This is a genomic window from Limosilactobacillus portuensis (genome assembly GCF_028607025.1).
In the GTDB taxonomy this organism is placed as follows: domain Bacteria; phylum Bacillota; class Bacilli; order Lactobacillales; family Lactobacillaceae; genus Limosilactobacillus; species Limosilactobacillus portuensis.
The window spans coordinates 1,339,346-1,363,872 of sequence record NZ_CP117296.1 but is presented as its reverse complement, the minus strand read 5'-3'; the positions used below and the strand labels follow the sequence as shown (position 1 = coordinate 1,363,872).

Below are 24,527 nucleotides of genomic sequence, written 5' to 3'. Positions count from 1 at the left end.
GTAGAGGAAGGATTATATGTTTCATAAGCCAAAGATCGTTGTGATCGGGGGTGGAACTGGTCTTCCAGTTATCCTTCGTGGGTTACGCGATCAAAATGCTGATATTACAGCGGTAGTTACCGTTGCGGATGATGGTGGTTCATCGGGAATCCTACGAGATTATATTAATGTGGTCCCGCCTGGTGATATTCGAAATGTTCTGGTTGCTCTCTCTGAATTACCAAAATTACAGAAAGAAATCTTCCAGTACCGTTTCAAAACGACTGACCAATTTTTAGCAGGCCATGCCATTGGCAACCTTATTATTTCCGCACTTTCAGAAATGCAGGGTGACATTTTTGATGCAGTTCAGGAACTTTCAGAGATGATGGAGATTCGGGGACACGTTTTCCCTGTTTCTGATGAACCATTAACATTGAATGCTGAATTTATGGATGGCTCGACAATTAGTGGTGAGTCAGAAATTACTAAGGCCCATAAGCAGATTAAACGTGTCTGGGTAACGCCATCAAATGATGATGACGGTCATAAAGCAAAAGCGGTTCCTGAGGTTATTAAGGCAATTGAAAATGCAGATCAAATTGTTTTGGGACCGGGTAGTCTGTTTACAAGTATTCTGCCAAATTTGATGATTCGCAATGTTGCCCAGGCTGTATGCAGAAGTAGGGCAGAAGTAGTCTATATTTGTAATATTATGACGCAAAAGGGAGAAACCGATCACTTTACTGATGCCGATCATGTTCGGGTACTTAACCGTCACCTTGGGAAAGACTTTATTGATACCGTATTGGTTAATATTCAGCCAGTTCCCGATAATTATATTGACTTTAAGGAATGGAACGAAATTTCCCAGCCTGTGGGACATGATTTTCAGGGGCTCCGGAAGCAGGGATGCCGAGTTATTAGTTCCAACTTCTTACAGCTAAAGGATAATGGAGCATTTCATGACCGTGATAAGGTTGTTAATGAGTTAATGAATCGCCTCCATGAAGTTCATGATTAGGGGGTGACTAGCATTGTCCTATGCTAGCGAAGTAAAAAAAGAGTTAACGGCAATTAAGGTTCATCGTGATAATGCTAAAGCGGAACTAATGGCTTTAATCAGGATGAATGGCTCAATCGGAATTAGTAATCATCACCTAGTATTGAATATTCAAACTGAAAATCCTGCCATTGCTCGACGAATTTATTCATTGCTAAAAGACTTCTATCACGTTGAAAGTGAAATTGTTGTTCGGCGGAAGATGAAACTAAAGAAAAATAATCAGTATATTGTTCGTTTGCGTTATTCTGCAGAACGTGTTTTGGATGATTTACAAATCTTACAAGGGATGCAAATCAAGGAACAGGTTCCTGTTGAGCTGTTAAAGGATGAATGGATGGTTCGTTCATATTTACGTGGTGCATTTTTAGCTGGTGGTTCTGTAAATAATCCCGAAACTTCTCGATATCATTTAGAAATTTATTCTCTCTATGAAGAACATAATGAGATGATTGCTCGAATGATGAATAAGTTTGGCTTAAATGCGCAAACAACTGCTCGACGAAGCGGGTACATTGTTTATCTTAAAGAAGCTGAGAAAATTGCTAACTTTATGTCGCTAATTGGCGCAACTAATTCGATGCTGCAATTTGAAAACATTCGAATTGTTCGCGATATGCGTAATTCGGTTAATCGTCTCGTTAACTGTGAGAATGCAAATATGAATAAGATCGCTAATGCCTCAACTAAACAGATCGAAAATATTAAGCTCATTGAAGCAAGTGTCGGCTTAGAAAGCTTGCCAGATAAGTTACGCGAGATTGCTGAAACGCGGCTTGCTCACCAGGAAGTCAGTTTAAAAGAATTAGGAGAATTAGTTCCTGGTGGTCCAATTTCGAAGTCTGGTGTCAATCATCGCTTGCGAAAGCTAAACGCGTATGCGGATGAGCTGCGAACCAGAGCATTGACTAAATAAGAAAGTTTAAACGAAAATAAGCTGAAGGAAATTTTCCTTCAGCTTATTTTTGATCATTAGTTACTTTAACTTAGAATTGTTTTCCATAATTCCATCAAGCAAACCATAATCAACAGCTTCTTGAGCAGTTAAGTAGTGATCACGTTCGGTATCACGATTAATCTTTTCGATTGGCTGCCCTGAATTCTTGGCCAGAATTTCGTTAATCATCTTTCGTGTCTTCAGAATTTCAGTAGCAGCAATTTCAATTTCGGTTTGTTGGCCTTGGGCACCACCAGATGGTTGGTGAATCAAGACTTGTGAATGTGGTAAACCAAACCGCTTACCCTTAGCACCCGAAGATACTAAGACGCTAGCCATGGAAGCGGCCATTCCGATAACAATAGTTTGAACATCAGACTTGATGAAGTTCATGGTATCGTAAATTGCCATTCCAGATGTAACCACACCACCTGGAGAGTTGATGTAAAGGTAAATATCTTTTGTTGAATCTTGCGCATCTAGGAAAAGAAGTTGCGCAACGATTGAATTAGCCATATCGTCTTCAATTGGACCAGATAGCATGATGATCCGATCCTTTAGAAGCCGTGAATAAATGTCATAAGCACGTTCACCACGAGATGATTGCTCAATAACAGTAGGAACTAAATTCATAGTCGATTAGCCTCCCTTATTTTTAGCACTTGTTAGCATTAATTGCTAACTTATGTGAATACTATACTCGTTTGGTCAAAAAAGGTCAAATGATTTGTCGTGAAAAATAAAATGAGACTGGGAGTTTAACGGTCTCATTATTTTATTATGGTCAATTCGTGGTGTTTATACGGCTAAGCATCATTAATGATAGGGGGAGAGGAAATAATGAGCCGTATAGCATAGTTGGTATTAATTTAATTTAGTGAAGATCCTTAGCAATCAAACTGAGTTCAGTAGCAGCTGATTCTTTATCAAGGGTTGTCCAGTCGGTGTTGTTAAATTTAATGAATGCTTTGAATGTATCTTTAGTCATAATAAATTACCTCGTTTTCATATATTGGGACTTTTAATTGGCCCTTTTTTGTTTACGACTATATAGTACCTCCTATTGGTATACTTTGTAAGTTCTTTTGCTTATTAATTTTGTTAAAGATATTATTAAATTGGTATAGTTTAATTTGAAGAAATTTTTTTACTTTAGCAAATGCTGCTATGATAATCCTGACAAGAGATAGCATCTTATGAAGGGTTGCTTTTTAAATCCATGCCCGGTATAATTGGAACGTTAATTAATTTACGTTTAATATATAAGGAGGCATTTGCTATGCGTAAAGCACACCCATACGGCGTTCAAGGTCGTCGGCCAATTGCTCCTAAGTACAAGCGAGCATTAAAGGAAAAGAAGATTGAAGCTATTCGTAAGTGGGCTAAGGAAAAGCCAGCTGAAGAAAAGTAGTTTAATATCGTAATGGTTGACTGAATCTATTTTAGTCAACTTTTTTATTTACTTTATTTAATAATAGGGATCAACCGGAAGTTAACTTTCTTAGAGGAAAGACTGACTAGCATAGGACGATAAATATTGATGAAATCATTAAACAATAGTTAAGAAGCCGAGAAAAAACAAGACGTTTTTTCTCGGCTTCTTAACTATTACCAGCAATTTTCGAAACTACTGAGTCTAATCGCGAGAATCCAAATAGGCTCACTTCATTTCGTAACCCGAGCCTTCGAGTCTAACACAGCGGAGCAAGCCTATTCGGCTACGAACGACTCTGATGAGTTTATCATCATTCGTCGTTCTAGGTTAGCCCATCAGGCTCTTAAATGGGTTAATTCCCAGTTTCCCTCTATATTAAATATTACTAAAAAAGGAGACTAACAAATTTTGCTAGTCTCCTTATAAAAAATGCGCCCCCCGAGAGTCGAACTCGGATCTCGAGAACCGGAATCTCACGTGCGATCCATTACACTAAGGGCGCGTCAACAAATATTATATTATCTTACTTTAACTATAATTGCAACAATAAATTTTTATTTTTAATAATGATAACGTTTTCACAAGAAAAATAAAACTTTTCAGGCTAATTGGATAGACAAGTTAGTGAAATATGAGTATTATTAATACCGTAAGGTTGTAATTGCTAAGTCATGATCTGGTAGATGCTTAATACTGCTTAGATGTGGTTAGTATTGTATGAATGTGATTGAATTAGCAAAGACACTAATTATGTTTTTCCTAAAGGAGGAAATTGCAGTATGACTGTAAAGATTGGTATTAATGGTTTCGGCCGTATTGGTCGTTTGGCATTCCGTCGTATTCACGAACTCAACACTGATGATATTGAAGTTGTTGCTATCAACGATTTGACTTCACCAGAAATGTTGGCTTACTTACTTAAGTACGACTCAACCCAAGGTCGTTTTGATGGCGAAGTTTCATCAACTGACAAGGGTATCGTTGTTGATGGTAAGGAATACCCTGTATACGCAGAACGTGACGCACGTAACATTCCTTGGGTAAAGAACGACGGTGTTGACTTTGTCCTTGAATGTACTGGTTTCTACACTTCTGCAGAAAAGTCACAAGCTCACTTGGATGCCGGCGCAAAGCGTGTTCTTATTTCTGCTCCTGCTGGTAACATTCCAACTGTTGTTCCTGGTGTTAACTTGGATACTTTGAAGGCTGATGACAAGATTGTTTCAGCTGGTTCATGCACAACTAGTTGTCTTGCACCAATGGCATACTGGTTGAACAAGAACTTCGGTATCAAGGTTGGTACTATGACTACTGTTCACGCTTACACTGGTAGCCAAGCTGTTCTTGACCAACCACGTGGCAAGAAGTTCCGTAACAACCGTGCTGCTGCTGTTAACACTATTCCTCACTCAAGTGGTGCTGCTAAGGCTATCGGTCTTGTTATTCCTGAATTGAATGGTAAGCTTTCAGGTCACGCACAACGTGTTGCTGTTCCTGATGGTTCATTAACTGAACTTGTTACTATCATGAACAAGAAGGTTTCTGTTGATGATGTTAACAACGCTATGAAGGAAGCTGCCAAGGATAACCCAGCATTCGGTTACACTGATGACCCAATCGTTTCAACTGATATTATTGGTTCTACTTTTGGTTCTGTATTTGACCCATCACAAACCGAAATTATGGAAGGCGAAGATGGTACTCAATTAGTTAAGACTGTTGCATGGTACGACAACGAAAATGGTTTCACTTGCAACATGATCCGGACTTTGCTTCACTTTGCAAACCTTTAATCCGGAATGCTGAAATATTAGCGACATAAAAAAGGTGGGAGGAGGAGACTCCAACCACCCTTTTTCTTAACAAAGAAGGAGGAAACATAATTTATGGCAAAATTAACTGTTGAAGATTTACCATTAAACGGTAAAAAAGTTTTAATGCGGGTTGACTTTAACGTTCCAATTAGTGATGACGGTACTAAGGTTGAAGATGATAACCGAATCGTTGCCGCTTTACCAACTATTAAGTACGTTATCGAACATGGTGGTAAGGCTATTCTGTTCTCACACCTTGGTCGAATTAAGAAAGAAGAAGACAAGCCTGCTAAGTCTTTAAAGGCTGTTGCTGAACGTCTTTCTGAATTACTTGATAAGCCCGTTAAGTTTGTTCCAGTTACTGAAGGTAAGGAACTAGAAGATGCTATTAACGAACTTAAGGATGGCGAAGTATTGCTTGTTCAAAACACTCGTTATGAAGATGTTAAGAATGGCGAATACGTAAAGCGTGAATCTGGTAATGATCCTGAATTAGGTAAGTACTGGGCTTCCTTGGGTGACGTTTATGTTAACGATGCATTCGGTACTGCTCACCGGAAGCACGCATCTAATGTTGGAATTGCTACTAACATGCCAGGAAAGGCTGCTGCCGGCTTCTTGATGGAAAAGGAAATCAAGTTCTTGGGTGACGCAGTTGATAATCCACAACGGCCATTCGTTGCTATTCTTGGTGGTGCTAAGGTATCAGACAAGATTGGCGTTATTGATAACCTTCTTGACAAGGCTGACAAGATTATCATTGGTGGTGGAATGGCTTACACATTCTACGCTGCTAAGGGTATTAAGACCGGTGACTCACTTGTTGAAAAAGACAAGATTGATGTTGCCAAGAAGATCCTTGATAAGGCTGGCGATAAGATCGTCCTTCCAATTGACAACGTTGTAGCTGACAAGTTTGACAATGATGCTAACACTAAGGTTGTTGAAGGCGACATTGACGACGGCTGGATGGCTCTTGATATTGGTCCTAAGTCTGTTGAAGAATTCAAGAATGTTTTGAAAGATGCTAAGACAGTTGTTTGGAATGGACCAATGGGTGTCTTTGAAAAGCCTAACTTTGCTAAGGGAACCCTTGAAGTAGGTAAGTTCCTTGGTACTTTGAACGATGCAACTACGATTGTTGGTGGTGGTGACTCTACTGCCGCTGTTAAGCAATTAGGAGTTGCCGATCAACTTACCCACATTTCTACTGGTGGTGGAGCTTCATTAACCTACCTTGAAGGTAAGACTTTGCCAGGAATTGCTGCAATTTCTGAAAAGTAATATATAATAAAGCGGAATGGTTGAAACGGGACTATTCTGCTTTTTTTGCGGTTTAAAGGAGTGATTTTGATGAGGGTACCAATTATCGCTGGCAATTGGAAAATGCATAAAACGGTGGCTGAATCAGTTGATTTTGTTAAAAAGGTAAAGGATCAGCTGCCACCAGCAAAACAGTTGGAAACTGCATTAGCGGGGCCAACGTTATCGTTAGTTTCAATGAAAGAAGCTGCTGCAGGCTCTCCACTGAAAATTGCTGCTGAGAACTGCTATTATAAAAATGAAGGTGCGTATACAGGCGAGACAAGTCCATACGCCCTTTATCAAGCAGGAATTCACCATGTAATCCTTGGACATTCCGAGCGCCGGAAGTACTTTCATGAGACTGATGAGATCGTAAATAAAAAAATTAAAGCAGCATTAGCTGATCATCTTTGCCCCATCGTTTGTTGTGATGACACAATGGGACGACGGACAGCAGGGAAAAAAGTTCATTGGGTTGTAAACCAAATTCTTTACGATGCTAAGGGACTTTCAAGCGACGAGATTAGACACGTTACAATTGCTTATGAGCCAAGTTGGGCAATTGGGACCGGTCAAAGTGCGGATCCTAATGAAGCTGAAGAGGGATGTTACCTAATTCGGCAGACGATAGCTTATATGTACGGGAATGACGTTGCTGATGACGTTCGAATCCTTTATGGAGGAAGCGTAACAACTAGTAATATCAATGACTTAATGTCAAGTCAGGATATTGATGGGGTCCTCGTAGGTGGTGCGAGCTTGGATCCTGAAACATTTTTAAAATTAGTTAACCACTAAATGCTTGTTTTTGGTTGCACAAAATAATACAATATTAATGAAATAGCGCGATTGCTATCGAATTTAAGACAGAGGAGAGATTCATCAAATGTCACTTATTACAGATATTTATGCACGTGAAGTTCTTGATTCACGTGGTAACCCTACAGTTGAAGCTGAAGTATATACTGAAGCTGGTGGTGTTGGCCGTGGAATCGTACCTTCAGGTGCCTCAACTGGTGAACACGAAGCCGTTGAATTACGTGACGGTGATAAGAACCGTTTTGGCGGTGAGGGAGTATTAAAGGCCGTTGCTAATGTTAACGACGTTATTGCTAAGGAAATTGTTGGTATGGAAGTTACCGACCAAATTGCAATTGACAAGGCAATGATTAAGTTAGACGGTACTCCAAACAAGGGTAAGTTAGGTGCTAACGCTATTTTAGCTGTTTCACTTGCTGCTGCTCGTGCTGCTGCTGACGAATTACAAATTCCTCTTTACAACTACCTTGGTGGTTTCAATGCTCACGTATTGCCAACACCAATGATGAACGTTATCAACGGTGGTGCTCACTCTGATAACAAGGTTGACTTCCAAGAATTCATGATCATGCCAGTTGGTGCACCAACTGTTCGTGAAGCAATTCGTTGGGGTTCAGAAACTTTCCATGCTTTGAAGAAGGAATTGGAAGCTGCTGGAAAGGTAACTTCTGTTGGTGACGAAGGTGGATTTGCTCCAGACTTTGCTAACAACGAAGAACCATTCGAATACTTGATTAAAGCTATCAAGGATGCCGGCTACAAGCCAGGTAAGGATATTGCAATTGCCTTTGACGTTGCTGCTTCAGAATTGTGGAACGACGAAGACAAGAAGTACAAGCTTCGTTGGTCAACTGGTGAAGAATTCACTACTGATGAATTTATTGACTACCTTTCAGGAATTATTGAAAAGTACCCAGTTGTATCTGTTGAAGACCCAATTGATGAAAACAACTGGAATGACTGGGTAACCCTTACTAACAAGCTTGGTAAGAAGGTTCAACTTGTTGGTGATGACTTCTTTGTAACTAACACTGATTACCTTAAGAAGGGTATTAAGATGGGTGCAGCTAACTCAATCTTAATTAAGCTTAACCAAATCGGTACTTTGACTGAAACTGTTGAAGCAATCGAAATGGCTAAGGAAGCTGGTTACACTGCTATTGTTTCACACCGTTCTGGTGAAACTGAAGATACTACCATTGCTGACTTAGTTGTTGCTACTAATGCTGGACAAATCAAGACTGGTTCCATGAGCCGGACTGACCGTCTTGCTAAGTACAACCAATTAATGCGGATTGAAGACCAACTTGGTGATGTTGCTCAATACAAGGGTATCCACTCCTTCTACAACTTGAGTGAACAAGCTCGTCAAGACATCGAAAACCGTTAATTAACATAACGTTAAAGAATAATAGACCTTTTCATAGTCAATTTCAGTTGACTGTGGAAGGTCTATTTTTGTTTAAGTTATTTTTATTATTTTATCAGCTTTTCTTTCTTAATTAAGTTAATTATTTTTTGTTAAACCAATTAATAATGAGAGAATGATTAGAAAAGTTCTTGGCAATTAGTGATTCATATAATATAATTTGAAGAGCTATAATTTGAGAAAGGGATTTGATACTAATGAAAAATTCTGCGCCAAAGTTACGGCGATCAATGACTGCTGGCCAAATGGAAATGATTTCCTTAGGTGGAGCAATTGGTGTTGGGTTATTTATGGGTTCAACATCAACAATTAAGTGGACCGGACCATCAGTACTCTTAGCTTATGCATTTGTTGGCTTAATCCTCTACATTGTTATGCGGGCTCTTGGAGAAATGATCTACATTAATCCGGGAACGGGGTCGTTTGCGGACTACGCTACTGAGTATGTGCACCCACTTGCAGGATATCTTGCTAAATGGGCGAATGTCTTTGAATATATTGTTGTTGGAATGTCGGAAGTTGTGGCGGCTACCGAATATCTGAAATTTTGGTGGCCACACATGCATACTTGGATTGCCGGGATCGTGATCATTATCTTCTTGGTATTGGCAAACCTTGCTAGTGCTAAGGCATATGGCTCGCTAGAATTTTGGTTTGCAATGATCAAGGTTGTTACAATTATCTTCATGATTTTCTTAGGCTTCATGGTGATCCTTTTCGGTTTTGGTAACGGTGGTCACCCAACAGGTTTTAGTAATCTTTGGGCACATGGTGGCTTCTTTACGGGCGGAATTAGTGGTTTCTTCTTCTCAATGTCAATTATCGTTGGGTCATATGAGGGAATTGAATTACTGGGAATTTCTGCTGGTGAAGTTGCCGATCCGCAGGAAGCAATTATTAAGTCTGTTAAGTCTGTCCTTTTTCGGATCCTGATTTTCTATGTTGGGGCTATCTTCGTTATCGTAACGATTTACCCGTGGGATAAGCTAAGCAGTGTTGGTTCACCATTTGTATCAACCTTTGCTAAGGTGGGGATTACTGCTGCAGCATCAATTATTAACTTTGTTGTACTAACGGCAGCCCTTTCTGGTGCTAACTCCGGAATTTACAGTTCAAGTCGGATGCTATTTAAACTTTCCCATGAAGGGGATGCACCAAAGATTTTTGGTCGCCTTTCAAAGCGAATTGTTCCTGATGCGGCAATTCTTGGAATCTCCGGGGGGATTTTAATTGGCTTTATCATTGATATGATTTCCTCAATTTATAATCATTCAACTTCCGATATGTTTGTCGTTGTCTTCAGTTCTTCAGTTCTGCCAGGGATGATTCCGTGGTTTGTAATCCTTCTTGCGGAATTACGTTTCCGGAAGAATAATGCAGACTTGATGGTAGATCATCCGTTTAAGTTACCTCTCTATCCATTCTCAAATTACTTCGCGTTTATTATGCTAATTGTAATTGTGATCTTTATGTTCATTAATCCTGATACCCGGATTTCGGTTATTGTCGGGGCAATTGTTCTGATTGTTGCAACAATTGTTTACCTTGTTCGGCATGGCTTAAAGAGAACAACAGCTAAATAAGAACTTAACTAGCAGGTTCTGGATTAATCACTATCCACTACCTGTTTTTTCTTTGGAGATGTAGTACAATACTTGGGTGAATCTTAGGGAAAGTTAGGAGAAACAATGAATAAGGAAAGAACTGTTAACCAGGATAGCCAAGTTAAGCAAATGATTCGCGCCATTATTATTGGACTGTTAACGGGATTAGTGGTTAGTACATTTCGGTTAATCATTCAACATTTTTTGGAATTTGTTAGTGCGAGTTTTGCCTATTTCCACCATCACCCAACGGGATTAATTTATTGGACAGTTGGTTCGGTAATTCTAGCATTAATTTTGGGCCAGCTTGCACAGCGCTACCCGAATATTAAAGGGTCCGGGATCCCTCAGGTTGAGGGTCAGTTAAAGTGTCAATTTGACGAAAAATGGTGGCCGGTTTTATGGCGAAAGTATCTTGGCGGAATTTTTGCCATTGGTTCTGGTCTGTTTCTCGGCCGCGAAGGACCTTCAATCCAGTTGGGAGCGACAATTGGTCAGGGGGTTGCCGAAACGGCCCACGTTAGTTCACTTAACCGTCGTGTTGGCATTGCTAGTGGTGCCGCTGCTGGATTGGCAGCAGCATTTAATGCACCGATTGCAAGTACCATTTTTATTCTGGAGGAAGTTTATCATAACTTCTCACCGTTAATTTGGCTGGCAACCTTTATTAGTTCGCTTTGCTCAAATATGGTTTCTATGACTATCTTTGGCCTTAAGCCGGTATTAAATGTTCCTTATCAATATGAATTGCCGGTTGGCTTGTATTGGCATCTAATTATTCTAGGAATTGCGCTTGGCTTTCTGGGCCGGCTTTATCAGGTTGTTATTTTGCGACTTGATCATTGGTCAGGAAAGCTAACATGGCTTAAGCCTTCAGTATATCCTGTTATCCCATTTCTTTTAGTTATCCCGGTTGCTTGGTACCTTCCTTATACTCTTGGTGGTGGAAACCAGTTAATTGCTGAGTTAAGATTACTGCCATTCTCCCTAACTCTTTTTATCGGCTTGTTTGTTCTTCGCTTTGTCTTTTCAATGATTAGCTACGGAAGCCAATTACCTGGGGGAATCTTTCTGCCGATTTTGACCTTAGGAGCAGTCTTGGGAGCAGTTTATTGTACACTAATGGTTAAAGTGGGAATTTTGCCTGCGCGGTACCTACCAAATTTCATTATTTACGCAATGGCAGGCTACTTTGCTTGTATCAGTAAGGCGCCATTTACTGCAATTCTGCTTATTACCGAAATGGTAGGTTCGTTAGCACATTTGATGCCGTTAGCAATGGTTTCGATTATTGCCTATCTGGTGGTTGATGCGTTGCATGGTAGACCTGTTTATACCGCGATGTTTGAAAACTTTATCGGACTGCGTGCTGAGAAAAAGCCACTCCACCAAGAGACGCTTTCGGTAACGATTTATCCGGGATCAGAACTTGATGGATGTCAAATAGCGGATTATTCATGGCCGGCTGATTGCATCGTTTCCCTTATTTATCGTGGAGAAGATAAAATTATTCCAAACGGGAAAACAATTCTTTTGGCTGGCGATACCTTGCTCATCCAAGCAAATATTTCCGATAAGAATAAGCTTCAAGAAATATTAGAACGGTCATCTCACACGCCAAAAATGTAGAAATTAGGTAAAGAGTATGTTATTCTGTATTAGATATAGTGGGCAATTATTAGGAGGAAAAATCCTTGTATAACACATTAATGACTTTATTTTTAATAGATTGTGTAGTTCTGATTGCATGTGTAATGATGCAACCAGCTAAGAACGATAATGATGCAATGTCTGCTTTAACAGGTGGAGCTGGAGATTTATTCTCACGGCGTAAGGCTCGTGGATTTGAAGCCGTAATGCAAGTTGTTACTACGATTTGTGGGGCGATCTTCTTTATCCTAGCTTTGGCCTTGGTTTTCGTTTCATCACACTAAAGCGGCGCTGCCTCCTGTATCATGTATTCAGGAGGCTTTTTTATTTTAAGGAGTAAGAAATAATGGAAGTTAGTTCGGGGAAGCCCTTTTTATTTCCGCACGGTCGTTTTGGGGTTATTCTATTACATTCATATACGAGTAGTAGTGCTGATATGCGAATGCTTGCACGACACCTGGAGCGACAGGATTATACGATTTATGCTCCAGTGTTTACTGGGCACGGGAGCGGTCCACTGACTGTCTTAGAAAAAAGTGGTCCAGAAGATTGGTGGACTGATACGCAATTTGCAATTCGGCGATTAAAGGATATGGGAATGGAGAAGATAGCGATTCTCGGTTTGTCATTAGGAGGATTATTAGCTACCAAGGCATTAGAGAATGATCCAACCCTAGTAGGCGGGGGAGTTTTTGCGTCTCCCGTTACTACTTGGGGACAATCAAATGTTCCACAATTTTTCCCGCAATTAGCAACTACTTACTATAAGAAAGCAGGATTGGATTCCCGGGAAATTAACGAACGAATTGTAAAAATTAATCAATTGTTACCAAAACAATTAACTGCTATTAGCGAAATGACACGGGAAATAGATCAGCACCTGGAGCAAATCCACCAGCCATTTTTTATTGGTCAAGGTGGTCGGGATGAAATGATTAACCCTCATTCTGGAAAAGAATTAGCCGAAAAGTTATTAGCCCAAGGAACTCCAGCTGACTATCATTATTATCCGCAGGCTGGTCACGTTCTTACCGTTAACAATGCCCATCGCCAGTTATTTGCTGACGTTACTGACTTCCTACAAAAAACATTTGAGGTGTAATATGACAACAAAAACGAAATTAAAAGATCAGATATTAGATTACCTAAAGGAAAATGCCAATGTTAGTTTTTCAGCTGAAAAACTAGGACGGGCATTAAAGATGGCTGATGCTGATTCCTTTACGCCAATTGTTCAAGCATTAGCCGAACTTGAACGTGAGAAGAAAGTGACAGTGACTGATCGCGGAGAATTTAAGGCTGTGATTAAGCCCCAAGCAATTATCGGGACTTTCCATGCTAATGATAAGGGATTTGGCTTTGTTGACTATGATCCTGACTTACCGGATATGTATATAAACCCTGACCATACAATGCACGCCTTAAATGGTGATCAGGTTGAAGTAAAAATTCTTCGCCCCGCTAAGCCAGGGAGTGACCAGGGCCCTGAAGGGCAAGTAGTTAAAATTGTTGAACATAACTACGATCAAATCGTTGGTGAGTTTAAGCAAGAAACTGTCGGTGATTACATTGGTGAAATTCTTTTAAAGGATAAAAAGCTTTCTAATTACCGGTTCTTCGTCAATGATCAAGGACTAAAACCAATGGATGGTCAAGTAGTTACCGCGACTATTGCCACCTATCCTGATGATGAGGCCCCGCAAGTAATGACTGGTGCAGTTAACGAAGTGATTGGTGATAAGGATGAGCCGGGAATTGATATTCTTTCGGTGATCTATGCCCACGACGTTCCTCATGAATTTCCTCAAGAGGTAATGGATGAAGCTAATAAAATCCCATTGAAGGTCCTTCCTGAAGAAAAGAAGGGTCGGGTAGACATTACTGACCAGCCGTTAGTAACAATTGATGCAATTGAGTCTAAAGATTTGGACGATGCGGTTGTCGCATGGAAGATGGATAACGGTCACTATCATCTTGGAGTTCATATCGCTGATGTTAGCCACTACGTTAAGCCAGGATCCGCTCTTGATAAGGAAGCATTTAAGCGGGGAACTTCAGTTTACTTAACTGACCGGGTAGTACCAATGCTTCCTAAACGGCTTTCTAATGGTATTTGTTCACTTAATCCAGGTGAAGAACGACTTTCCATGAGTTGTGAAATGGAGATTGATGAACAAGGACGGATCGTTAAGCACCGGATTTTTCCAAGTGTAATGCGGTCCCACGCGCGAATGACTTATAAGGCAGTCAATCGGATCCTGGAATCCCATGATGCTAAGACAATGGCTGAATACAAGGATTTAGTTCCGATGTTTGAAACCATGCGCGATATTCATAAGATCCTGTTAAATGCACGGAAACGCCGGGGTGCAATTGACTTTGAAGCACCGGAAGCCAAGATTATTGTTGATGATCAGGGGCACCCAACTGATATTCAACTTCGTGAACGCGGATTGGCAGAGCGGATGATCGAATCATTTATGCTTGCCGCTAACGAAACGGTTGCTGAACATTATTACAAGGAGCATGTCCCATTCCTTTATCGGATTCACGAACAACCTGATAATGAGAAGATTAAGTCTTTCTTTGAATTCCTAAATGTTTTCGGGATTAATGCTCATGGTGATATTAATAATGTTAAGCCGAAAATGCTTCAAAATGTTTTGAAACAGGTTGCTGGAAAGCCGGAAGAACAAATGGTTCAAGTAATGATGTTGCGGAGTATGCAACAGGCAAAGTATGACGATGAAGAGGTTGGTCACTTTGGCTTAGGTGCAAAGTATTACACCCACTTTACTTCACCGATTCGGCGGTACCCTGATGATACGGTTCACCGTTTAATCAAGTGGTATGAAAAGCATGGTAAGGGAGAAGACGCAAAGGCTGCCTGGCGTGATCGTTTGCCAGAAATTGCTGAGCATACGTCATTTACAGAACGGCGGGGAATTGATACTGAACGTGATGTTGATAGCATGAAGAAGGCTGAATATATGGAGGACCATGTTGGAGAAACCTTCGATGCAGTTGTTAGTTCAGTTATGAAGTTCGGACTATTTGTTGAATTAGAGAATACCGTTGAGGGACTCGTCCATATTAGCGTCATGAATGATGACTACTATGAATATTCAGAAAAGCATCTGGCTTTAATTGGTCGTAGTCACCACCGAATTTTCCAAATTGGTCAACCGATCAAGGTTAAACTAGTTCGGGTTGACAAGGATCTACGTGAAGTCGATTTTCAATTAGTTAACCCCGAAGAAGCACCAACAACCAAGATTCGGGTTCCCCATAACGATGATCGTCGTGGCGGTCGTCGGGGAAATAATCGGCATGGTCACAGTAATGGTAGTCACAAGCAAAATGGCGGTCACTTCCGGAATACACAAGGAAAGTGGAAACACGATGGTCGTGAGAATGGTAATCGGAATAACCGGCAAATAAATCGTGGACAGGCCCGTCACCATAATAATTCTCGTGATTTTGAAGGACAGCGTCGACGCCGACATTAATATTTTGACCTGATGGGGGGATTCCATGGCCAAAAAGCATGAAAACAATGATAATTTAATCGCTCAAAACAAAAAGGCCCGTCATGATTATTTTGTGACTGACACATATGAAGCAGGACTAGTTTTAACGGGAACGGAGATTAAGTCTGTACGAGCACACCGGGTTAATTTAAAAGATGGCTTTGCTCAAATTCGTAATGGTGAAGCATGGTTAATGAATGTTCATATTAGTGAATACGATAATGGAACTTTCTTCAATCAGGATCCGCTTCGTAATCGTAAACTGCTTCTCCACAAAAAAGAGATTCATAAATTAACTGGTGCTCTCCAAGATAAGGGAGTTACCCTTATCCCGTTAAAGATGTATATTAAGCACGGCTATGCAAAGGTTCTTCTCGGTCTTGCTAAAGGAAAACACGAATACGATAAGCGTGAATCCATTAAGCGCCGTGAAGCCAACCGTGAGATGGAACGGGTGATGAAGCATTATTAGAGAGTGAGCCCGTTAAAACCTTCTGGTGGCTAACGATTTCTCCACCGAACGACGTTTCGTCGTCGGAGGTGGAGGTCGTTAGCTCGAGGAAGGTTAGGGCGAACTCGTTTTGACTCGATTGCAGTAGAATCGCTAACCTTCGCAAGGATGACTAGAACTTTATGAATATAAAGTTCGGTCAGCTACTGCGGAGAGAGGTCGTTATCTTGAGGGAGCTTAGGCTGAGCACGTTTAATAGAGTGCGAGCTAGCAAGTTCCTGGCGAGCAGTTCTTGACTATGTCGCCGATGCAACCATATACGCAAAACAAGCGACTGACAATTTTGTCAGTCGCTTGTTTGTTTAAGCAGCTTTAATTTAATCATTATTTTTGCTTTTTAAACTGTGACGATTCAATTTGGTAACCAAGACAAGTATCATTCCCCGTAGCAACGCTTCCCCAGTGGACGTGGAGTGGGGATGATTGTTTGCGACGAGCCCAATGTTGGAGAACACTTGCAACAAGGATGGCAAGTGGTTCATCTTCTTCATTTTTTACCTTTAACTCGTGATAATAATCGCCGGTAAAAGCAACTGGCTGGATGGAAAAGACGAGGTGATTCTTTTTAAAAACGCGATACTTTCCCGAAAATGGTGAACCAACGACAACCCAGCTAAGGCCCTTAATATAAATAACCTCACGAACGAAACCAAGAGACTTACTAACTGTTCCCACTTTTTGGCGATCCTTAAATAAGGCAAACTTTGGAATTATTCCAAAACTGAGCTGTTTCACTTCGGCAAGTAAGTCACCAGAAATTGAATATAAAGATAAAACATCGTGAAGCGCACCCCATTTACCTACCAGGAGGTATAGCGAACGTCCTTGATAGTTACGAATAACGGTAGTTCCGTGGAGGTCTGTATCATGATCACGTAAATAAAGTTGCCGCATCCAATCACCGCTCCTTAAAGACAAATTAATTACCATTATTGTACCAGTTTACTTATAAAAATGATAACTTTACAAAGCGGTTTCATTTTCCATTCCCGCCCATCGCTACTTATGCTAAAATATTAGTTGAGGTGCTAGAATCGTGAAACAACTTATTCATAATGATTGGTGGGACGTTTTAAAACCCCAATTTGAAAGTGCATATTATGCGCAGTTACATAATTTCTTAAAAGAAGAGTACAGCCATCGGACAATCTATCCGGAGATGCATCATATTTTTGAGGCTTTTGAATGGACACCCTTTAGTAAAGTCAAAGTTGTCATTTTAGGTCAAGATCCGTACCATGGTCCTCACCAGGCTCATGGATGCAGCTTTTCGGTTTTGCCAGGGATCCCTGTTCCACCATCATTGCAAAATATTTATAAGGAACTGCAAAGTGATGTCGGTTGTCATCTGGTTCAACATGGTTACCTAAAAAAATGGGCTGATCAAGGTGTTTTGCTTTTGAATTCGGTCTTAACAGTTCGTGCAGGCCAAGCCTTTTCTCACAAGGGGCATGGTTGGGAACAATTGACGGACGCTGCAATTCACGCATTGTCCGAACGCCCTCAACCAGTTGTCTTTATTCTCTGGGGAAGAGCGGCGCGGGATAAGAAAAAGCTGATTAACCTTAAGACAAATATTATCTTGGAATCAGCACACCCAAGTCCGCTTTCAGCTAACCGTGGATTCTTCGGTTCAAAACCATTTTCAAAGACAAATGAAGCACTTCGCGCAATGGGAGAGGAGCCAATTGATTGGCAATTACCGGACCAACCGATAGTTGACGGTAAGGCTTGATAACCAATAAGGAGGTTCTTGTAGATGGATTTATTTGATGAAATTGCTGCAAAGGTAAAGGGACAAGACAAAACCATTGTCTTCCCTGAAGGTGCTGATAAGCGAATCTTAGGTGCTGCCGTTCGTTTACAAAACGATGGTTTAGTAGAACCAATTCTGCTTGGAACAAAGGATGAGATTGAAGCAACCGCTAAGGAAAATAACTTCGATATTACCGGCTTAAAGATTATTGATCCAGCAACTTATCCAGAAGCTGATAAGAAGGCCATGTTTGATGCTCTCTTGGAACGCCGTAAGGGAAAGAATACTCCTGAACAAGTTGAAAAGATGCTTGAAGACGTTAGCTACTTTGGAACCATGTTAGTTTATATGGGAAAGGCTGATGGAATGGTTTCTGGAGCAGTTCACTCAACCGGTTCAACTGTTCGTCCAGCATTACAAATTATTAAAACAAAGCCAAATGCTCACCGAATTAGTGGGGCATTCTTGATGCAAAAAGGTGACCAACGGTACATCTTTGCTGACTGTGCAATTAACATTGAATTAGATGCGGATACCATGGCTGAGGTTGCTGTTCAAAGTGCAGAGACTGCCAAAATCTTTGGTATTGATCCTAAGGTCGCCCTTCTTAGCTTCTCTACTAAGGGTTCGGCTAAGGGAGACATGGTTACTAAGGTTGCTGAAGCCACAGAAAAGGTTCATGAAATGGAACCAGATCTTCCTGCTGATGGTGAAATGCAATTCGATGCTGCTGTTGTTCCTTCAGTTGGCGAGTTAAAGGCTCCAGGTTCTAAGGTTGCCGGCCACGCAAATGTCTTTATTTTCCCAAGCCTTGAAGCCGGAAATATTGGTTACAAGATTGCCCAACGATTTGGTGGCTTTACTGCTGTAGGCCCAATTCTCCAAGGCTTGAATGCTCCAATTGCCGATCTTTCGCGGGGATGCAGTGAGGATGATGCTTACAAGGTAGCTATTATTACAGCTGCTCAGGCATTATAATAGAATATAATAAGTTTAAAAACTCTTGAGAGGAGAAACTGGGAAACACCAGTCTCTTCTCTCTTTTGTTGCTTTTAAGCTTAGGTATCAGCTACAATAGCTTTAGAAAAACTGAGGAGCGGAGACGGATGAAAGAAGTAAAGTTAACTGATCGCGAAAAAACGATTGAGCTTGGTGAAAGGGTAGGACGGCTATTAAAGGCTGGAGATGTTTTAGTTTTAGATGGTGATCTTGGTGCCGGGAAGACAACTTTTACTAAGGGATTAGCTAAGGGATTAGATATTCCAGACCTGATTAAGAGTCCAACCTTTACCATTATCCGTGAGTACCATGATGGTCGACTACCGCTATACCATATGGATGCGTACCGCCTTGAAAACGGTGGTGCAGAAGACTTAGGACTAGAGGAATACTTTGATAGTGACGGAGTGAGTGTTGTGGAGTGGGCCCAATTTGTTGAAGAGGAGTTACCTACTGATTTTTTGGCAATTCACTTTAAGCGAACGGATGACGAAAATACCCGTCTTCTTCAATTTGAACCACACGGCCGTCACTTTGAACAGGTAGTTACGGAGCTGTAATAATGTCAGAGACTGTTAAAATTAAATTAGCTGAACCTGAGGATGCAGCTGTTATTCTTAACTTTCTTCGACAAGCAGCAACGGAAAGTGATGCGGTCACAATTCCGCACCTAGAAAGAGTAACCGCGAAGGAAGAACGCGAAAATATTCAAATAATTAACAGCGTGGACGATTGTATAATGTTACTAGCAGTGTTTGAAAAAGAGATTGTGGGGATGGTAACAATAATGCGGTTACCTAACGAAACTCAGATGGGTGAGTTAGGAGTTATTGTGGCCAAAAAATACTGGCATCAAGGAATTGGCCAGTTATTAGTGGATGAAGCTGAATATTGGTTTGCTAATTATAGTAGTTTGGCTCAACTTACCTTAGATGTTTTTGAGGATAATGTTCCGGCAATTAACTTATATCGTAAGATGAACTTTGTGGTTCGTGAGCATCGATTAGTTTCAGGACGAAAGGCACTCCAGATGGATTATCGGCAAGAATAAAGGGCTCCTGGCATTCAGAGTTGCGAATGTCAGGAGCCGTTATTGATTATTTATGTTTGAATAGTACTTGCTTAATGTTATGTAACCAGGCACCTTTTTCTTGATGTCCTGAAACATCCTGGGTTACTTCAACACAGCCGATATACTTACCATTATTATCATGAAGTGAATAGAAGGCAATGTTAATTGGCTTATCGTGATAGTGAATGATTAGACTTAAGACACCACGTTTGCCATCGTGCATTTGCTGTAAGACTTGTTTCACCCGTTCTTGGCTATGACCGGGATGAACCTCTAAGACGTGTTTGCCGAGATCATCGTCAGTCCGCTTGAAGAGGCGGTGCTTATTTGCCGAAGACCAGCGAACAATGTCATGTTCATCAATAAAGTCAAATTCTTCAGGAATGGTTTGAAAAATAGCGTTTAATTGGGTTAGGGTTAAACTACCGCCTAATAGCTTGACTGTTTCATTATTCATAGATTGGGTTCTCCTTTAATTATAAAAGTTAATAAATGGGCGAAGCTGTTCTCCACCAAAATGCTGAGCTTCATATAAAAGAATATTGGCACAGGCTTGAGCATCATCGAGAGCATTGTGATGGTGATGCAAATCGATTTGTAAGGCATCACAAACGGTATTTAACCGATAGTTGTTAAGCCCAGGGATTAGTTGACGACTGCTTTTCACGGTGTCAAGAGTTTGAAAGGTCGGCGGTTGAATACCATAATGAAGAAGGGTATTTCGCAGGACACTATTATCAAAACTATTATTATGGGCAATTACAAGTTGTTCTGGTCGGTAGAACTGTTTAATGTGTTGCCAAACCTCGGGGAATGTTGGCGCATCTTGAACATCCTCTTCATGAATTCCGTGGATCTGCACATTTCGCCAGAAAAAATCAGTTTGGGGATTAATTAAAGTATAAAATTCATCAACAATTTTGCTATCTCGAACGATTGTCAGTGCTAGAGAACAGGCACTGTATCGTTTGCCGTTTGCTGTTTCAAAGTCCATTGCAACAAAGTTCATGAAGCGAGATCTCCTTTCGTCAGGGGTAGGTTAATGACTTCAATTTTACCAGTAATTCGTTTCTTCTGCCAAAAGATTAGTGATTAAGCATGGTACAATAATACTAGATTAAAATAAAGGACGACAAGATTATGGTAGTTAATTTAATTCAAGAATTTCCCCAAATTAATATTAAAAAGCAGGAACCACTATCCAAATATACCTTTACTCATACTGGAGGAAAGGCAGATTGGTTGGCTTTCCCAGAAAATGTTGAGCAGGTCCAGCAATTAGTAAAGTTTGTTAAGAAAAATGATATGCCATTGACCGTAATTGGCAATGCCAGTAACTTAATTGTTCGTGATGGCGGAATTGCGGGTTTGGTATTAATTGTAACTGGTATGAACCAGATTAAGGTTGAGGGTAACAATGTTGTGGCTCAAGCAGGAGCAACTTATATTAAGACGACTCAGGTTGCACGAGATCATAGTTTAACTGGTTTGGAATTTGCTGCCGGAATTCCTGGAAGCATCGGTGGTGCTGTCTTTATGAATGCCGGTGCATATGGTGGCGAAACCAAATTTGCGGTTAAGTCAGCTACCATTATGTTGCCAACTGGCGAAATTCAAGAATTAACCAATGAAGAACTTGACTTTGGTTACCGTCATAGTAGCGTTCAAGATAATCATGGGATTGTTCTTGAAGCAACATTTGAACTAAAACCAGGAGACAAGGAAGAGATTACCGCTCAAATGGATGAACTGAATGCTCGACGTGCCGCTAAACAACCATTAGAGTTACCGTCTTGTGGAAGTGTCTTCAAGCGCCCAACAGGATATTTTGCCGGAAAACTAATTCATGATGCTGGCTTACAAGGGTATACTTCCGGTGGCGCGCAAGTATCAAAGAAACACGCTGGTTTTATTGTTAATATTGATAACGGAACGGCCACCGATTACTTAAATGTTATTCACCACGTTCAAGAAGTCGTTAAGAATAAATTTGGTGTTTCATTGGAGACCGAAGTCCGGATTATTGGTCGGGATTAGTTTGTTAGGATTAGAAGTAAAAAAGTAAGCGGATAAGAAAATTCCTTGGTTTTCTTATCCGTTTACTTTTTGTATAACTAAACTATTATCCCTTGTATTTTGTGTTTTGAACTGTTTTAAGGATCCAGTAGGAAAGAATTTGCAAACAGGTAAAAATAATGGTGAATTTTAACATATCGATTGACCAAATGGACATTAATTGGCGGAAAAACCAACTTGGGGTAAAGAAAAGGTAGATGGAATGAAGACGAAGGAAGCGACCAATGTAAATTCCAATGCTTGAAATGAATGAGAAGATGATGATCCACCAAAATTTGATTTTTGGATGATGCGGACAAATTAATTCAGTGAGTTGATGACTAACTTGATCTAACGACAAAAGACCGAAGAAGAGACAACTGATCGCGCAAAGAACCATTATGGCAAAAATTAACCAAATGTGGGGATCAGATTTTAAGAGTCCGTTGATACTAGTATGGGGATTAAGCCAGGAGAGGTGAAAAAGATCAGTCATGACATAGGGAGTATTTGGGTAAAACAATAACCAAATAATGAGGCACCCCCAGAAAGCTAACGCCCGTCGATCATTAAAACGGGGGAGCTGAAAGCCAATTTCAACCGGAATATAAGCTAAGAAAACGTTAAAAGCCATAAAGTTAAACGGCTTTGGCATAAAAATTTTCAGGAGGATGATTGCAATCCAGAAGAAAAAACGAATTTGCCATTGCTTAGTTAATTTAAACATCTGATCGGGTCCCTTCCGTAAATGAGTCTTTTATAGTTTAGAATACCAGACTTTATCACAGATACCAGAAATTTAATGAAGTACAGTTCTTTCCGGGATAAAATGATATAATGTTATGGTAATTTAGAGGATGGTGAGATAAGTTATGCAGTTTATTTCGGCGCTGTTTACTTGGCAAAACCTGATCCATCTAATTGATATCTTAGTAATTTGGTTTTTAATCTACGAGTTATTACTATTAATTCGTGGTACTCGGGCTGTTCAACTATTCCGGGGAATTCTGATTATCATTCTGGTGAAGGTAGTCAGTTGGTACATTGGTTTAAGTACGGTTTCTTGGGTAATGGATCAGATCATTAACTGGGGAGTAATCGCCATTGTGATTATTTTCCAGCCAGAAATTCGTCGGGGGCTGGAACACCTAGGACGAGGGACGTTCTTTACCCACAATCAAACGGCTAACGAAACTGAAGAAGAGACGATTAAGCAATTAGATCAGGCAATCCAATACATGTCAAAGCGACGGATCGGAGCGTTGATTAGTATTGAAATGAAGACGGGTTTGGAAGAATATATTGAAACTGGGATTCCGCTAGATGCAGATATTTCGGGTGCATTACTGATTAACACGTTCATTCCTAATACACCGCTTCATGATGGCGCGGTAATCATCAAAAATAATCGAATCTCAGTTGCAGCGGCATATTTACCCCTATCTGACAGTAAACTGATTCCTAAAGAATTAGGGACCAGACACCGGGCTGCCGTTGGAATTAGTGAAGTTACCGATGCATTAACAATCGTTATTTCTGAAGAAACTGGTGAAGTTTCAATTACGAAGGATAATGAGTTAATTCGCAATATGTCACGAAATGACTATTTGAAGTTCTTGCGGGCCCAACTATACAGCCAAACAACCGGGAAGGATAATAACTTCTTTACTAAGCTATTTTCATTCTTCGGTCGTCGGGGAGGTGGCAGCAATGAATAACTGGGAATTTTTTAATAACAAATGGTTCTTACGGATCACTTCTCTAGTCCTGGCTCTCTTCCTCTTTTTCTACGTTAATAACGGGAGTAATGGTTTCTTAAGACAAAATACCAGGCAGCATGATCAGACGAGCGCCTTGATGTCTAACAAAACTGCGGTTATTAAGATGCCACTTGACATTACAACCGATAATAATTACGTTGTCAGCGGCTATCCTAAAACTGTCCGGGTAACCGTAAATGGTCCTTCGGCGTTGGTAACAACAACTTCAAATACGCAAAACTTTAAAGCTTATATTGATCTGACTAATGTTGGAGTAGGAAAACATCGGGTGAAGGTTAAAACTAGCGGTTTGAATTCTGAGCTTCACGCAACCGTAAAGCCACAGTATGTAACAGTTAATATTCAGCCGCGGAAGACAATTACTAAAAAAATTACCGTCCGGTTAAGTTCCCATTCGCTAAGTAATAATTACCAGGTGGGAACGCCACGGACTGATATTGATCACGTTCAGATATCTGGCTCTCGCGAAGAAGTTAATAAGGTTGATCGGGTTCTCGCATTTGTTGCAATGCCGACCAAGGCAACGTCCGATATTCATCGGTTAGTAACCCTACAAGCAGTGGATAAAAATGGGCAAACCCTTAACGTGGTAATTGAACCAAACACAACTAACGTAACGATTCCGATTCATGGTGAGGGCGATACTACTAGTAGCTCAGCAAGTGATAATGATAATGCGCAGTCAAGCTCAAGTAATAGTCGCTCTAGTCGCGTAAGTTCAAGTGAAAGTAGTAGTTCATCGAGTAGTAGCGCACAAGTAAGTTCAAATGAGTAGATTTTAGTTAAGA

25 protein-coding genes are annotated in these 24,527 nt (G+C 40.6%); 20 read left to right on the top strand and 5 right to left on the bottom strand.

Translation table 11 applies throughout. The features are described 5' to 3' along the window. Positions 1-16: 16 nt before the first annotated feature. On the top strand, positions 17-1,003 hold the full coding sequence (locus PRK60_RS07030) for a gluconeogenesis factor YvcK family protein (RefSeq protein WP_273645856.1): 987 nt from the start codon (positions 17-19) through the stop codon (positions 1,001-1,003). A gap of 13 nt (positions 1,004-1,016) precedes the next feature. After that, the gene (whiA, locus tag PRK60_RS07025) at positions 1,017-1,958 is read left to right on the top strand and encodes a DNA-binding protein WhiA (protein WP_102169193.1); all 942 of its coding nucleotides are present in this window, start codon (positions 1,017-1,019) and stop codon (positions 1,956-1,958) included. A gap of 60 nt (positions 1,959-2,018) precedes the next feature. Here the strand turns inward: whiA and clpP are convergent, their stop codons facing one another. Then, a complete protein-coding gene (gene clpP / locus PRK60_RS07020; protein ID WP_003717598.1) occupies positions 2,019-2,612 on the bottom strand; it encodes an ATP-dependent Clp endopeptidase proteolytic subunit ClpP in 594 nt (197 codons plus the stop codon). 646 nt (positions 2,613-3,258) lie between these two features. Between clpP and PRK60_RS07015 the strand changes: the two genes are divergently transcribed. The 11 genes from PRK60_RS07015 (at position 3,259) to smpB (ending at position 16,037) form a co-directional block, all read left to right on the top strand. Continuing rightward, positions 3,259-3,390, top strand: a complete 132-nt coding sequence (locus PRK60_RS07015) for a hypothetical protein (RefSeq protein WP_255372237.1) — start codon at positions 3,259-3,261, stop codon at positions 3,388-3,390. An 803-nt stretch (positions 3,391-4,193) separates the two neighbouring features. Continuing rightward, positions 4,194-5,207: a type I glyceraldehyde-3-phosphate dehydrogenase gene (gap, locus tag PRK60_RS07010; RefSeq protein ID WP_102169191.1), complete on the top strand. Its 1,014-nt coding sequence runs from the start codon at positions 4,194-4,196 to the stop codon at positions 5,205-5,207. 93 nt (positions 5,208-5,300) lie between these two features. After that, positions 5,301-6,512 (top strand): phosphoglycerate kinase, encoded by a 1,212-nt coding sequence (locus tag PRK60_RS07005; protein ID WP_102169190.1) that lies wholly within the window; start codon positions 5,301-5,303, stop codon positions 6,510-6,512. A gap of 69 nt (positions 6,513-6,581) precedes the next feature. After that, positions 6,582-7,331 (top strand): triose-phosphate isomerase, encoded by a 750-nt coding sequence (gene tpiA, locus PRK60_RS07000; RefSeq protein ID WP_102169189.1) that lies wholly within the window; start codon positions 6,582-6,584, stop codon positions 7,329-7,331. 88 nt (positions 7,332-7,419) lie between these two features. Beyond that, entirely contained in the window at positions 7,420-8,742 is a 1,323-nt protein-coding gene (eno, locus tag PRK60_RS06995; protein WP_102169188.1) for a phosphopyruvate hydratase, read from the top strand. Between the two features lie 236 nt (positions 8,743-8,978). Beyond that, positions 8,979-10,364, top strand: coding sequence for an amino acid permease (locus PRK60_RS06990; RefSeq protein WP_102169187.1), 1,386 nt, complete (start codon positions 8,979-8,981; stop codon positions 10,362-10,364). Between the two features lie 105 nt (positions 10,365-10,469). After that, positions 10,470-12,014 (top strand): ClC family H(+)/Cl(-) exchange transporter, encoded by a 1,545-nt coding sequence (locus PRK60_RS06985; RefSeq protein ID WP_178696009.1) that lies wholly within the window; start codon positions 10,470-10,472, stop codon positions 12,012-12,014. 65 nt (positions 12,015-12,079) lie between these two features. Next, the gene (gene secG / locus PRK60_RS06980) at positions 12,080-12,319 is read left to right on the top strand and encodes a preprotein translocase subunit SecG (protein WP_040531604.1); all 240 of its coding nucleotides are present in this window, start codon (positions 12,080-12,082) and stop codon (positions 12,317-12,319) included. A gap of 62 nt (positions 12,320-12,381) precedes the next feature. After that, positions 12,382-13,137 (top strand): alpha/beta hydrolase, encoded by a 756-nt coding sequence (locus PRK60_RS06975; protein ID WP_273645855.1) that lies wholly within the window; start codon positions 12,382-12,384, stop codon positions 13,135-13,137. Between the two features lies 1 nt (position 13,138). Continuing rightward, positions 13,139-15,544: a ribonuclease R gene (rnr, locus tag PRK60_RS06970; protein WP_102169184.1), complete on the top strand. Its 2,406-nt coding sequence runs from the start codon at positions 13,139-13,141 to the stop codon at positions 15,542-15,544. Positions 15,545-15,569: 25 nt separating this feature from the next. Next, entirely contained in the window at positions 15,570-16,037 is a 468-nt protein-coding gene (smpB, locus tag PRK60_RS06965; protein ID WP_003717609.1) for an SsrA-binding protein SmpB, read from the top strand. 363 nt (positions 16,038-16,400) lie between these two features. On the opposite strand, the gene PRK60_RS06960 is transcribed toward smpB, so the two are convergent. Beyond that, positions 16,401-16,970, bottom strand: a complete 570-nt coding sequence (locus PRK60_RS06960; RefSeq protein WP_235980890.1) for an LURP-one-related/scramblase family protein — start codon at positions 16,968-16,970, stop codon at positions 16,401-16,403. A gap of 142 nt (positions 16,971-17,112) precedes the next feature. Between PRK60_RS06960 and PRK60_RS06955 the strand changes: the two genes are divergently transcribed. The 4 genes from PRK60_RS06955 (at position 17,113) to PRK60_RS06940 (ending at position 19,882) form a co-directional block, all read left to right on the top strand. Continuing rightward, the gene (locus PRK60_RS06955; protein WP_273645854.1) at positions 17,113-17,811 is read left to right on the top strand and encodes a uracil-DNA glycosylase; all 699 of its coding nucleotides are present in this window, start codon (positions 17,113-17,115) and stop codon (positions 17,809-17,811) included. Between the two features lie 24 nt (positions 17,812-17,835). Next, positions 17,836-18,810 (top strand): phosphate acetyltransferase, encoded by a 975-nt coding sequence (gene pta / locus PRK60_RS06950; RefSeq protein ID WP_148444579.1) that lies wholly within the window; start codon positions 17,836-17,838, stop codon positions 18,808-18,810. A 128-nt stretch (positions 18,811-18,938) separates the two neighbouring features. Beyond that, on the top strand, positions 18,939-19,391 hold the full coding sequence (gene tsaE / locus PRK60_RS06945; RefSeq protein ID WP_102169181.1) for a tRNA (adenosine(37)-N6)-threonylcarbamoyltransferase complex ATPase subunit type 1 TsaE: 453 nt from the start codon (positions 18,939-18,941) through the stop codon (positions 19,389-19,391). 2 nt (positions 19,392-19,393) lie between these two features. Beyond that, a complete protein-coding gene (locus PRK60_RS06940; RefSeq protein WP_102169180.1) occupies positions 19,394-19,882 on the top strand; it encodes a GNAT family N-acetyltransferase in 489 nt (162 codons plus the stop codon). A 46-nt stretch (positions 19,883-19,928) separates the two neighbouring features. On the opposite strand, the gene PRK60_RS06935 is transcribed toward PRK60_RS06940, so the two are convergent. Next, positions 19,929-20,360, bottom strand: a complete 432-nt coding sequence (locus PRK60_RS06935; protein WP_102169179.1) for a PAS domain-containing protein — start codon at positions 20,358-20,360, stop codon at positions 19,929-19,931. 15 nt (positions 20,361-20,375) lie between these two features. Next, on the bottom strand, positions 20,376-20,912 hold the full coding sequence (locus PRK60_RS06930) for a 3'-5' exonuclease (protein ID WP_102169178.1): 537 nt from the start codon (positions 20,910-20,912) through the stop codon (positions 20,376-20,378). Positions 20,913-21,043: 131 nt separating this feature from the next. Here PRK60_RS06930 and murB point away from each other — a divergent pair, with 131 nt between their 5' ends. Next, a complete protein-coding gene (gene murB, locus PRK60_RS06925; RefSeq protein WP_273645853.1) occupies positions 21,044-21,940 on the top strand; it encodes a UDP-N-acetylmuramate dehydrogenase in 897 nt (298 codons plus the stop codon). An 85-nt stretch (positions 21,941-22,025) separates the two neighbouring features. Here the strand turns inward: murB and PRK60_RS06920 are convergent, their stop codons facing one another. Continuing rightward, positions 22,026-22,685 (bottom strand): DUF1361 domain-containing protein, encoded by a 660-nt coding sequence (locus PRK60_RS06920; protein WP_102169176.1) that lies wholly within the window; start codon positions 22,683-22,685, stop codon positions 22,026-22,028. 145 nt (positions 22,686-22,830) lie between these two features. Between PRK60_RS06920 and cdaA the strand changes: the two genes are divergently transcribed. Further along, the gene (gene cdaA, locus PRK60_RS06915) at positions 22,831-23,676 is read left to right on the top strand and encodes a diadenylate cyclase CdaA (protein ID WP_102169175.1); all 846 of its coding nucleotides are present in this window, start codon (positions 22,831-22,833) and stop codon (positions 23,674-23,676) included. Beyond that, on the top strand, positions 23,669-24,514 hold the full coding sequence (locus PRK60_RS06910) for a CdaR family protein (protein ID WP_102169174.1): 846 nt from the start codon (positions 23,669-23,671) through the stop codon (positions 24,512-24,514). The genes cdaA and PRK60_RS06910 overlap by 8 nt, the downstream gene beginning before the upstream one ends. Positions 24,515-24,527: the final 13 nt, after the last annotated feature.